At 70.5% G+C, this 11,706-nt stretch carries 11 protein-coding genes; 3 read left to right on the forward strand and 8 right to left on the reverse strand.

Features of this window, described 5'->3' with window-relative positions:
* Positions 1–32 precede the first annotated feature (32 nt).
* The 3 genes from E0L17_RS05355 to E0L17_RS05365 form a co-directional block, all read right to left on the reverse strand.
* A complete protein-coding gene (locus E0L17_RS05355; RefSeq protein WP_167930221.1) occupies positions 33–359 on the reverse strand; it encodes an STAS domain-containing protein in 327 nt (108 codons plus the stop codon).
* 23 nt (positions 360–382) lie between these two features.
* Positions 383–1,192 carry a tetratricopeptide repeat protein gene (locus E0L17_RS05360; RefSeq protein WP_167930222.1) on the reverse strand — a complete coding sequence of 270 codons (810 nt, stop codon included), beginning with the start codon at positions 1,190–1,192 and terminating at the stop codon, positions 383–385.
* A gap of 279 nt (positions 1,193–1,471) precedes the next feature.
* Entirely contained in the window at positions 1,472–2,761 is a 1,290-nt protein-coding gene (locus tag E0L17_RS05365; RefSeq protein WP_167930223.1) for an aspartate aminotransferase type Ic, read from the reverse strand.
* 99 nt (positions 2,762–2,860) lie between these two features.
* Between E0L17_RS05365 and E0L17_RS05370 the strand changes: the two genes are divergently transcribed.
* Positions 2,861–3,121 (forward strand): hypothetical protein, encoded by a 261-nt coding sequence (locus E0L17_RS05370; protein ID WP_075279698.1) that lies wholly within the window; start codon positions 2,861–2,863, stop codon positions 3,119–3,121.
* A 379-nt stretch (positions 3,122–3,500) separates the two neighbouring features.
* Here E0L17_RS05370 and E0L17_RS05375 read toward each other — a convergent pair whose 3' ends face one another.
* On the reverse strand, positions 3,501–4,298 hold the full coding sequence (locus tag E0L17_RS05375) for a YebC/PmpR family DNA-binding transcriptional regulator (RefSeq protein WP_075279697.1): 798 nt from the start codon (positions 4,296–4,298) through the stop codon (positions 3,501–3,503).
* Between the two features lie 239 nt (positions 4,299–4,537).
* On the reverse strand, positions 4,538–5,248 hold the full coding sequence (locus E0L17_RS05380; RefSeq protein ID WP_286163306.1) for an ECF transporter S component: 711 nt from the start codon (positions 5,246–5,248) through the stop codon (positions 4,538–4,540).
* A 57-nt stretch (positions 5,249–5,305) separates the two neighbouring features.
* Here E0L17_RS05380 and E0L17_RS05385 point away from each other — a divergent pair, with 57 nt between their 5' ends.
* Complete coding sequence (locus tag E0L17_RS05385; protein WP_167930224.1) at positions 5,306–5,749, forward strand: hypothetical protein; 444 nt, start codon at positions 5,306–5,308, stop codon at positions 5,747–5,749.
* A 103-nt stretch (positions 5,750–5,852) separates the two neighbouring features.
* Here E0L17_RS05385 and E0L17_RS05390 read toward each other — a convergent pair whose 3' ends face one another.
* Genes E0L17_RS05390 through E0L17_RS05400 form a run of 3 tightly spaced genes read right to left on the reverse strand, consistent with a single transcriptional unit; the run spans position 5,853 to position 8,706 of the window.
* Entirely contained in the window at positions 5,853–7,349 is a 1,497-nt protein-coding gene (locus E0L17_RS05390) for an ABC transporter ATP-binding protein (RefSeq protein WP_167930225.1), read from the reverse strand.
* Complete coding sequence (locus E0L17_RS05395) at positions 7,346–8,221, reverse strand: energy-coupling factor transporter transmembrane component T family protein (RefSeq protein ID WP_167930226.1); 876 nt, start codon at positions 8,219–8,221, stop codon at positions 7,346–7,348. Before E0L17_RS05395 ends, E0L17_RS05390 begins: the two co-directional genes overlap by 4 nt.
* Positions 8,222–8,229: 8 nt before the next feature.
* A complete protein-coding gene (locus tag E0L17_RS05400) occupies positions 8,230–8,706 on the reverse strand; it encodes a DUF4430 domain-containing protein (protein WP_167930227.1) in 477 nt (158 codons plus the stop codon).
* Between the two features lie 291 nt (positions 8,707–8,997).
* On the opposite strand from E0L17_RS05400, the gene E0L17_RS05405 reads away from it, so the two are divergent.
* Positions 8,998–11,706 (forward strand): hypothetical protein (locus E0L17_RS05405; RefSeq protein WP_167930228.1); only part of this gene is annotated, 2,709 nt, incomplete at its 3' end.

Raw genomic sequence — 11,706 nt, forward strand, 5'->3', positions numbered from 1 at the left:
GGTTCCTTTCCCCTCTGAGGCCCGCCGCGGGCCTAGGACTCGCGGATGTTGAGGTCGGCGCCCACGCCCAGAAGGCCGAGCACGCGCGCGACGTTTCTCTGCGGGCGGGCGACCTCGAGGCGGACGTTCTTCTCGCCCGCGCGATGGGCGGCGCCCACGAGGACGCCGATGCCGGTGGAGTCGATGTACGGAACGTTCGAGAGGTCGATGACGACCCGCGCCGCCCCCGCCTCGAGCCGCGCGTCGATCGCGTCGCGCAGCTGGTCGGCGTTGGAGACGTCCACCTCGCCGTCCACGAGGACGACGCTCTCGTCGACGCCGTCGCGGACGTCGTTGGTGACGGTTATCGAAAGGCTCATGTCTTCTCCTTCTCTGGCCCGGGCTAGAGTCCCGTGCCGGTGACGCTCGAGAGGTCGTCGCCGATGTTGCCGGTGGTCGAGGTGATGTCACCGGTGCCGAGCGACTCCTGCGCCTCGGCATCGGCCTCGGCCTGGGCGATGGCGTCGAGGCGCTGCTCGGCGAAGGTCTTCGCGTTGTACTCGTCATTCGGGTCGAGCTCGGCCGCCTTCTGGTAGGCGGACTTGGCGCTGTCGGTGTCCCCGCGCACCTCGTAGAGCATGCCGAGGTTGGCCCAGGCGGGCGCGTAGTCCGGGGAGCTCTGAGTGATCTCCTCGAGGTCGTTCAGCGCGGTCGTGGCGTCGCCCTCGTAGTAGAAGCACAGGGCGCGGTCCACGCGCGCAGCATCCGAGTCCTCGAGCTCGAGGTACTTGTCGTAGTACTCGACGGCCTTGCCGAGCAGCTCGTTGGCATGCAAGGTCTCGGAGTCGATCTGGGCGAGCTGGGCCACGCTCGCGCCCCACGAGAAGTAGTAGCGGCCGAGGGCGAGAAGCGAGGCGGTGTCCTCGGCGTTCTCGGCGACCTTGGCCTCGAGGTCGGAGATGACGGTCTGGTAGTCCTCGTCGAGCGACTCGATGGTCACGTCCTCCTGGCTCTGCTCGGCGGTCTGGGACTGCTGGCCCTGGAAGACCGAGGCGAGCGCGCCTGCCAGCGTGGAGAGGGCGAAGACGATGATGAAGAGGACGATGACGACCTTCTGGAAGCGGGAGAGCTCGCCCGGCTTGCGCTCGCGCTTCTTGGCCGCGCGCTTGGGCCCCTCCTGCTTGCCTGCCTTGGCCACTGTCTTTCCCGCCATTCTCGTGACACCCTTCCCCTGCTCGTCCGCACGGGCGACAAGCCCGCAAATTGCTAGCATAGGCCACGCGGCGTCGCCTCGAGGCGAGGCGACACACGCGCGGCGATAATAACAGAACTTTGCCAAGAGTTCCGCCGGGCACGGCGCCGCCCGCCCCCGGACGCAAGCGGGCCTCTCGGGGCACCCCTCGAAAATAACCCGCCCTCTGGCGCTGCCGCCCGCGAGCCAACTGGGAAAACGTCAGACGGGCGTCCCACAGGGCGGATTAATTCCGGGCACCTAGCCGCGCTCGGAGCGCGCGAGTCGCGCGGAGACCAGCTTGACCGCCACGACGAAGACGTCGAGCGCCTGGCCGAGCTCGTCGAGCGACGGGTAGGTGGGCGCGATGCGGATGTTGGTGTCGCGCGGGTCGGCGCCGTAGGGCCAGGGGGCGCCGGCGGGCGTGAGCGTGACACCGAGCTCCTTGGCGAGCGAGACGATGGCCTTGGCCGAGCCCTCCGGGCCCTCGAAGGAGACGAAGTAACCGCCCTTGGGGTGCGTCCACGTGGCGCAGCCCAGCTCGCCGAGGCCGGAGGCGAGCTTCTCCTCCACGAGTGCGAAGCGCGGCGCCACGAGCGCGGCGTGCTTCTTCATGTGCTCGGCGACGCCCGCGGCGTCCTTCAGGAAGCGGACGTGCGCGAGCTGGGAGATCTTCTCCGGGGAGACGCGCATCGAGGCGAAGGCGCGGCGCAGCTCCGCCATGTCGGCCGCAGACGCCGTGACCCAGGCCATGCCGGAGCTGGGGAAGGTCACCTTGGCGGTGGAGGCGAACTCGTAGACGAGGTTCTTCTCGCCATCCTGCTCGGCGAGGGCGTCGAAGATGTTGAGGAGCTGGTCGCCCTCGCCGTCAAAGGTGTGGACGGCGTAGGCGTTGTCCCAGAAGATGCGGAAGTCCGGCGCGGCGGGCTTGAGCGCGGCGAAGGCTCGGACCACGTCGTCGGAGTAGGTCACGCCGGTGGGGTTGGCGTACTTGGGCACGCACCAGATGCCCTTGACCGTGGCGTCCTTCTCAACGTACTCGCGGACCACGTCCATGTCCGGGCCGTCCTCGCGCATGGGGACGGGAACGTTCTGGATGCCAAAGCTCTCCGTCACGGTGAAGTGACGGTCGTAGCCGGGAGCCGGGCAGAGGAACTTGACCACGCCCTGCTGGCACCAGGGCCTCTCGCCGGCGATGCCGTGGACGTAGCCGTGCTCCACGCAGTCGTACATGATGTTGAGGCTCGAGGAGCCCATCACGGAGACGTTTGCCGCGTCCACGCCGAGGAGCTCCGCGGCGAGGGCGCGCGCGGAGGGCAGACCGTCGGGTGCGCCGTAGTTGTCGGCGTCGACGCCCTGGTCGGTGAGGTCGGAGTCGGCGGTGAGCAGGTCGAGCATGGGCTTGGAGAGCGCGGTCTGCTCGGGGCTCGGCTTGCCGCGGGCCATGTCGAGCTTGAGGTTGAGGGCGCGCAGGTCGTCCGCCTGGCGCTCGAGCTCCGCGATGGCGGCGTCGAGCTGGGCGTCGGTCATGTTCTGATAGGCGTTGGGCATGGTTCCTCCTCCATAGGGTCCAGTGAGAGTATAGATGCAAAACGCCCTCGGGCTGCTACCATGTTCTCCACGAAAAGGAACGCTTACAGGGAGGGCGCCATGTTCGAGGTGCGGTCGGAGGACTACGGCGAGCTGCAGCGACTGGTTGACGCGCTCTTTGCGCCGGGCGTCTCGGCCCGCGCCGCGGTCTCGAAGATCGACATCCTCGTGCGCGCGGACGCCTTCGACCTCAACGACGACCTCGTCGAGGTGATCGAGCTCCTCCCCTCCGGCAGCTTCACGCGCACCCGCCTCTGCGACCAGATCAACTCCATCCTCTCCGGCCACGGCTGGGGCAGCTACTACGGGACGGTGGAGTAGCCCCGGGGCTGGCGGGCGAGGGCATGGCTTGGCGCCCGCATCCTTATGCGTTGTCAGAAACGGGGTTATGGCAATTCTCGCCGGAGAGACGTTGTCGGATTGGGGGTTATGGCAGTTTTTGCGCTGCCACGACCCCCAATCCGACAACGGGCCAAGAAGAACGCCCAGTTGACGCCACGCCGCGGCTGCCACAACCCCAACAAACGCAACGCCCTCAAGCTGCACACGCCCGCGCAACTGGCAGTTCGTTGCGGTTGGCGACCATTCGCCCCATACGACACGGCCCGCCCGTCCTTCTCAGTCGGCGATTTCTGAGCGAAGCTCAGCTGAGCCGACGAGAAGGACGGGCGGGCCCTTCAAGTACGTATGTGACGAGCGCCTACTCCTCCTCGAGGGCGGCGACGATCTCGTCGGTCATGTCCATGGTGTGGTAGACGTTCTGGACGTCCTCCAGCTCGTCGAGACGGTCGACGAGGCGCTGGACCTTCTTGGCGTCGGCAACGGAGACCTGAGTCGGGGTGGTCGGGACCATGGTGAGCTCGGAGCCCTTGACCTCGATGCCCTGCTCCTCGAGGCCCTTTGCCACGTCCTGCATCTTGTCGTAGGCGGTCCAGACGATCCACTCCTCGCCGGCGTCCTCGTAGTCCTCGCCGCCGGCCTCGGCCACGGCCATCATGAACTCGTCCTCGTCGACGGCGTTCTCCTTGTCGGCCACCTTCTTGTCCTCGGACTTGATGACCTTCTCGACGGCGATGGAGCCCTTGCGCTCGAACTGGAACGCAACGGAGCCGGAGGTGCCGAGCGAGCCTCCGGAGTGAGAGAAGGCGGAGCGCACGTCGGCAGCGGTGCGGTTCTTGTTGTCGGTCAGGCAGTCGACGTAGACGGCAACGCCGGCGGGGCCGTAGCCCTCGTAGGTGATCTCGGCGTAGTTGGCGGCGTCGGCGCCGGAGCCGAAGGCCTTGTCGATGGCAGCCTTGATCTTGGCGTTGGGCATGGAGACCATGCGCGCGCGGGCCACAGCGGCGGCAAGCGTCGCGTTGTTGTCCGGGTTGGGGTCGCCGCCGAGCTTGGCCGCAACGGTGATGTTGCGGGAGAGCTTGGAGAAGAGCGACGAGCGCTTGGCGTCGATGGCGGCCTTCTTGTGCTTGGTGGTTGCCCACTTAGAGTGTCCGGACATGTGCATCTCCTTCTTGCCCCGCGGGCGGCTGCCCCCGCGCGCGAGGCCCTCGACGATGATTCACGGCATGAAACGTGCCTACGATAGCGAAGACGGCGCAAGTTGTAAAGGGGCGCGGCCCGCGTTGGCACGAGCATGCCTCCGCGCACGATTCTTCACGCCATGACGGCAGTTCGGTGCGCGGAGGCATGCTCGGCGGAGTCGTTCGGACGGCGGCAGGCGAGAAGAACGCAGGGCCGTCACAGGTCGTACTTGGCCACCACGCGACGGATCGCCCTCCCCCACGGCAGCCAGATCGCGGCGAGAAACGCGACCGTCGCCACGCCGTGCGTGACGTCGAGCGGCAGGCTGGCCGCGCAGGCCGCGAGCACGGCGGGCCAGGTGAGCGGCTGGACGTAGCCGAGCACGTGGTAGCCGTTCAGGATGAGGCCGAAGACCAGGCCCGAGAGAAACCCCCAGCCATAGAGGACGGCGCCGTGCGAGAGCAGGCTCTTCTCGCCGAGGACGCCGCCGACGTAGCCGACGAGGCCCCACGCATACATCTGCCAGGGCGTCCACGGACCCTGCCCGAAGAAGAAGTTGGAGAGCAGCGCGGCGAGCGCGCCCACCACGAAGCCGCTCCTGCGGCCGAGCGCGGCCCCCGCCACGATGGCGATGGCCGAGACGGGCTTGACGTCGGGAATCGGGGCAAAGAGTACGCGTCCCGCCGCGGCGAGCGCCGCGAGGACCGCCGTGGGCATGAGCTGGCGCAGCGGCGGGCGCGAGGCCTCGAAGCCCGCGAGCGCGACGGCGAGGGCGGCAAGCGCGACCAGCAGGGTGAGGCCGGCCGTCGCGCGCACCCCCGCCGCGGCAAGGGCGACGAGCGCCACGGGAACGGCCGCGAGGGCGAGCGCCTCGGCGACCGCAGGGAGCCGGTGGGCGGGCGGGGCTGTCTGCTTTCCTTCCATCATGGGTATCAGTGTGCCATAGGCACCCGCCGGGAGGGCGCCCGCGAGCGAGGAGGCACCATGCTGTACATCGGGAACTTCAGCTACAACGACGACTCCGACAGCAAGGACAACTACTGCCTCATGCCCTGCGTCGTCGAGGCCGAGAGCGCCGACGAGGCGATGGAGAAGTTCGCCACGCACTTCCACGAGGTCCGCAAGAACTCCGACCTGCTCGACGGGGCGCACGAGATCTACCTCGACTCCCTCGCCGAGCTCGAGGCCGCGCCGACGGAGCCCGTGATCTGCCAGTGGCAGAAGATCGTGCCGGCGATGGACGGCCTGTGCAGCGTCACGAGCGCGCTGCCCGTCGTGGACGAGGAGAGCGACGTCGCGAACGCCTACGCGTGGGGCGACGACGAGGATGAGCACGACCACGACGACGATGACGACCACGATGACGTCTCCTTCGAGGACATCGACGAGGACGACCTCGTGGAGAGCGACCCGTTCCTTCTGTTCTAGCCCCGGGTCCGCCGGCGCCGCGCCACTGGCGTCAGGTTTGTTTGGCACGCGTAGTCGGCGTGCCAAACAAACCTGACGCCAGTGGCGCGGCGCGGCGGCGCACCTAGCGATACAGCCAGGAGTTCTTGAAGAAGTCCCCGGTGAGCTCGGTCACGGCGATGCCGCCGTCGAACATGAGAGAGACGCGGTCCGCGACGGCGCGGACGAAGGCCATGTCATGCGTGGCGAGAAGGACCGTGGCGCCCTCGGCGCGCGCCCGGGCCACGCGGGCGGCCACCCGCTCGCGCGCCGAGCGGTCGAGCCCCTTGGTCGGCTCGTCGAGCAGCAGCAGGCGCGGGCGCACGAGCAGCAGCTTCTCAAGCGCGAGCAGCTGCTGCTGTCCTCCGGAGAGGTCGTAGGGATGCCGGTCGGCGGCATCCTCGAGGCCGAGCTCCGCGAGGGACGCCTCCACCTCCCGCGCGCCATACCCGCCGGCGCGCGACCACTCCATGAGCTCGTCGCGCACCGTCTCGCGGGAGAGAAGCGCCTTGGGGCTCTGCGGCAGCAGCGCCTGGCTCGTCGCGGCAGCATTGCGCACCCGCCCGCGCTGGGGGCGCACGACCCCCGCCGCAGCCGCGAGCAGCGTCGACTTGCCGCACCCGTTGGCCCCCACCACGGCCCGAACCTCGCCGGCGGCCAGCTCGAGGTCCAGCTCACGCAGGACCCACCGCCCGTCGCGGGCGTAGCGGAACCAGAGGTCGTCGACGACGAGCAGGTCCTTCTCGCCGCGGGGCCCTCCCGAGGGCCCGCCCGCCGCGCGCCCCCCTTGCATCAAATCTCTCCGCGTCTTTTTGGCACTTTTTGCCCCGGATTCCGGCCCGAAAGTGCCAAAAACCCGCGGACAGATTTGATATGGGGTGGCGCACGACGGCTCCGGGCGAAGCCCTTCCAGCGGGGCCTCCCGCACGCGCCCCTCCGCAAGCTCGAACGCGCACGTCGCGTAGTCGAGCATCGTCTCGGACGCGTGAGTGGCCACCAGCACGGTGACGCCGAGCTCGCGGTTCACGCGGAAGAGCATCGCGAGGAAGTCCTTCTCGGCAAGGGGGTCGAGCATGCTCGTCGGCTCGTCGAGCAGGAGCAGGCGCGGGCGCATGGCGAGCGTCGACGCGAGGGCGAGGAGCTGGCGCTGCCCGCCGGAGAGCTCCGCCGTGCGCGCGCGGAACCACGGCCCCATGCCAAAGAACGAGCAGGTCTCCGCCACGCGCCGGCGCATTTCCGGCTCCGGGACGCCGAGGTTCTCCAGGCCGAAGGCCATCTCGTGCCAGACGGTGTCGCACACGACCTGCGCGTCCGGGCTCTGGAAGACGTAGCCCACGGCACGCGCGGAGGCGAGCGGCCCCAGCGAGCGCACGTCCTCCCCGAAGGCGCGCACCGAGCCGGAGAGCTCGCCGGCGGGGGCGATCTCTGGCTTGGCGAGGCGCAGCAGCGTGGACTTTCCCGACCCCGTGGCGCCTACGAGCAGGGCAAAGGCACCCTCGGGCACCTCGAGGGAGGCGTCGCGCAGGACGTCCGCGCCACCGGGGTAGGAGAACGTCACGCCGCGGAGCTCGAGCGCGCTCATCCCGCCTCCCCTCGCCCGGCCCCCCTCGCCGCGAGCTCCGCGAGGGCGGGCAGGAGCGCGAGCAGGGCGAAGGGCAGGTAGGACCACCAGGGCGAGAGCCCGGACATCCTGGGGTAGAACTCCCAGGAGGAGCAGGCCGCCCACGCGCCCGCCGCGCTCAGGGCGAGAAGGACCGCGGCTCCCGCGACCGCCGCGGCGTCGCGCGCGCGGAACCGCTCGGGCCGGTAGCACGTCCGCGGACGGCCGGACTCCCAGCCTCGCGCGCGCATGGCGTCAGCCCGCTCGAGGGAGTCCTCGAGCGACCAGGAGAGCAGCATCGTCGACGTGCGGAGCAGCTCGTCGCGCAGGGGCGGGCGCGGGCCCGCCGCCGTGCAGGAGCAGGCGGTCGCGCGCACCGCGCGGGCCCGGCCCAGCATCTGCGGCACGAGCTGGGACGCCATCGACGCCACGAGCGGCACCGAGCGGGCGCGCCGGCCCGCGAGCGCGAGCAGGCGGTCCTGCGTGAGGACCGCCGCGGCGCCCTCGAACCACAGGACCGTCGCGACCAGGAGGGCGCCCATCGTGGCGCCGTACGCAAGGCTCTCCAGGTAGACGCTGCGCGACCCCACCTTGAGGAGCAGCGTTGACCCGGAGGCCGAGAAGAACGGGTTGAGCAGGCACACGAGCGCGAGCAGCGGCAGCTGCCAGGCGAGCCCGCGCGCCGTGGCCGACGCGCCGCGGGCGACCAGCGAGAAGGCCAGCGCGCCCGCGAGCGAGAGCGCCACGAAGACGGGGTGGACCGCCAGCATCGAGAGCGCGGCCACCCCCGCGAAGAGCGTCGCGGGGACGGCCGCGTGGCAGGCGTCGAAGGCTGTGGAGCGCGGGCGCGCCATCGAAGGGGCTACTCGGTGAACTCGGTCACGTAGGTCCAGACGACCGCGTCGCCGGCCTCGAGCTGGTACTCGGAGCAGCCGACCTCGGCCATCTCGCCGTTGACCTCGAACATCCAGCCGCTCATGTCGCCGTGGTCGCCGGCGGCCACGCCGTCGATGCCCTGGACGTACATGCCGTAGTCGGAGTCGGTGGCGTTGACGTCCGCGCCGGTGGCGACGAGCGCGTCGTAGGCGGTGGCGTTCTCGGGAAGGTCGACGTCGACGGTGGTGGACTCGCCCTCGGCCGCCGTCGCGTCGATGGTGACCGAGACGGAGATGGTCGCCTGCTGCTCCTGGGACGCATCGGGGCCGGCGTCGGTGCCGGAGGTCGCGGCCGTGCCGCCGCAGGCGGCGACGGAGACGGCGAGCACGAGCGCCGCCGCGCAGGCGGCGAGTCTCGTGAGCAGGTTCTTCTCGGCACTTCTTGCGTTCTTGGACTGGGACATGGTGCCTCGCTCTCTCCCCCTTGGGGGCGTCGTGAGGGCAAGGCAGGACCGACGACCCGCGCGGTCGCCTTCCTCGACACAGCCGTGTGCTGATCCGGAGTCAAACCGGAATCCTTTTTTCATCTACTAGGCGTAGCAGCTCTTCGAACCGTGCCCTCGGTATGCAATTGCGGTCCCAGTGTAGCAGGTCGGGGCATATGGGCGTGGGGGCGCATCCGCCCTTGCGTCATGACGTTGCGTCGCGCCTATCGTGGTGACGTGTCCAGGCCGCGCCGTCGGAAGCAGGATGCCATGCCACGCGCCACCGCGTACCCCCGCCCTCGCCTTGTCCCCCTCATCGCGCTTGCCCTGATGGTGGTCCTGTCCGCCCTTGCGCCGGGGCGCGCCGCGGCGGCGGGGGTCGAGAAGCTCGTCGACCCGAGCACGGCGGACGGCTGGGAGGCGTACATCGGCGGCGGGACGACCATCTCCACCTCGGCGGAGGGGAGCATCTGGGTCGACAAGTCCGTCTTCGGCAGCAGCGCGGACGCCACGAACGCCGGGCTTCCGGCCACGCTGCAGGACGAGGGGCGCGGCTTTCTGGTGGGGCTCTCCGCGCTGTCCGCGGCGACGTCCGTCCGCCAGGAGGGAGGGCCCGCGCACGACGTGGTCTTCGTGGTGAGCACCAACCGGCTTCTGGAGGACGTCACCTACGGGGGCCGCCCGCAGGCCGCCTACCTCGCCGAGGCCCTCAACCAGGCTATCTCGCGCCTCATGGCGGAGAACGGCGGCGCCGCCATCCCCACGCGCGTGGCCGTGATCGGCTACGACTCCAGGGTCACGACGCTCATGCCGCTCGGCACCTACGCGCCGGACGGAAACGGCCGCTACGTCGCGTACGACGGCGGCACGCTCTCCGTGACCGCCACGACGACGGACGCCGCGGGCGCGACGGCCTCCGCGCGCCTCGGCAGCGGGTCCTACCTGCAGCTGGCGGCGCACGTGGCGGGAGACGCGCTGAGCGCCGCCGCGGACGACCCCGGCTCAGAGGGCCGCGTCCCCGTACTCTGCCTCATGGGCCGCGAGACCCCGCCGATGGCGAGCGCCGACTTCACGAACCCGCCCGTCTACACCGGCGACGCCACGGGATTTCTGGGCCCGCTGCCGGGAAGCCGCGAGAACGGCTACGGCACGGACGCGCTTCTCGCCACGCTGCTCACGATGCGAAACGAGGCCGCGCGCATAGGCGCCGCGTGGGGCACCGAGCGCCCCCTCACGTTCTTCACCTGCGGCCTGGACACGAGCGAGACGGCCGCCTACCTGCTCGAGACCGCCCACGAGCAGGCGCACCACCCCCTGCCCGGCACCGGCGCCGCGGCCGGCACGGACCTGCGGGACAACCTCTCCGCCGCGGCGCGGGCGTTCGCCGAGGCCTCCGCGGCGGGCGAGAAGGACGTCACGCTGTCGCTCTACGGCTCCGGCACGCGCGGCCTCGTGGCCGAGGACGTCACCTTCCCCTGCGCGCCGGGCCTGCTCTCGGAGGCGGACGGCTACGAGGTCACGCCCGTCGACGACTACCTCTCCGCCCGCAGCGCGAGCGCGCTCTCGTGGGCCTTTGGCACCGTGGTGGACCGCTCGCTCGGCGTGGTCTACACCGCGCCGGCATCGGGCGGCCCCGGCGAAGACCGCCCCGGCGGCAGCCGCGTCACCGTGTCCGACGAGGTGGGGGCCGGCATGGAGGTCACGCGCGTGAGCGGCATCGTCTACGGGGACAAGCTGCTCGACGGAGAGCTGGCGGCCCAGGCCGTGAAGATCAGTCTCGAGGACCCCGGCCACGTGGAGGCAACGCACGAGTTCGGCTACCTCGTGGAGGCCATGAACGCGCGCTACGACCTCGGCGATGCCGTATACGACCTCTTCTACGACGCGCTGCAGGACGGACAGTTCGCCTATGCCGGGCCCGGGGCCTTCTCCAACCGCGCCTCGTGGTATGTGAACGACGCGCACGAGATGGTCCCGATGGGCGGAGAGCCCTTCGCCTTTGCCACGCAGGCCGAGGTGGACGCCGCCGCGGACGGACGCTGGCAGGAGCGCGCGCCCGAGGACGTGCGCGAGAGGATCGAGGCCGCGCGGGACAGCGGCGCCACCGCCGTCTGCGAGACGTACTACTACATAGGCAACCTCCCCAACCAGTACACGGGAGGAGACGTGACGCTCTACGACTTCGTGGTCATGGTGGAGACGAGCCTCGCCACCGGCCGTCAGACGGTCCTGCTCTCGGTGCCCGTGGACGCCGTGCCCGCGCGGCGCGTGAGCGTGACCGTGGGCGAGGACGGTGCCGCCACGATGGCGCTCGACGGAGCGCGCGACGCGGCACCGCTGCGCCTGGCCTACGAGGTCTCCCCCACCCCCGACGTCGACGCCCTGCTTGACCGAGTCGAGGCCGGGGAGGACGTGGGCGACGACGAGCTGGAGGCGGCGCTCGGCGAGCCCGTGGGCCACGTGGGCGGGCGGCGCGCCGTCTTTGCGAGCGCGTTCGCCCAGGCGGACGGCGGCATCCGGGCGGGCGCCGTGGCCTCCGCCTGGGCCGCGCAGACCAACTCGCGCTACGCGTTCTCGCGCGACACGCCGCTTCTCACCCGCACGGACGGCGGGTACGTGCCGCTGACCGCGCTGCCCGTCCCCGGCCAGACCTGCTACTACGAGCGAACCATCTACTCGGCGGACCTCCCGGAGGCGGGCGTCGCGGCGCCCGCCCGCATCGAGAAGGTCGTGGAGCCGTACGTGGTCGGGCTCAGCGCGGCCGAGATACCCCTGCGCTTCGTCGTGCGCGACGGGCAGTGCGTGGCGCTCGCGGGCACGCCCAAGTACGACGGGCCGGCGGAGCTTGGCCTGGTGGAGAAGGAGCCCAACGTCACCCAGACGGCGCCCTACGCAAAGCGCTCCTCGGTCTCCGAGGTCACGGACGGGGCCGTTCGCCTTTCGGCGCGGCTGGGCAACAACGGCCTCTTATACACATCT

It is taken from the genome of Olsenella sp. SW781, from assembly GCF_012027725.1.
Taxonomy (GTDB): domain Bacteria; phylum Actinomycetota; class Coriobacteriia; order Coriobacteriales; family Atopobiaceae; genus Thermophilibacter.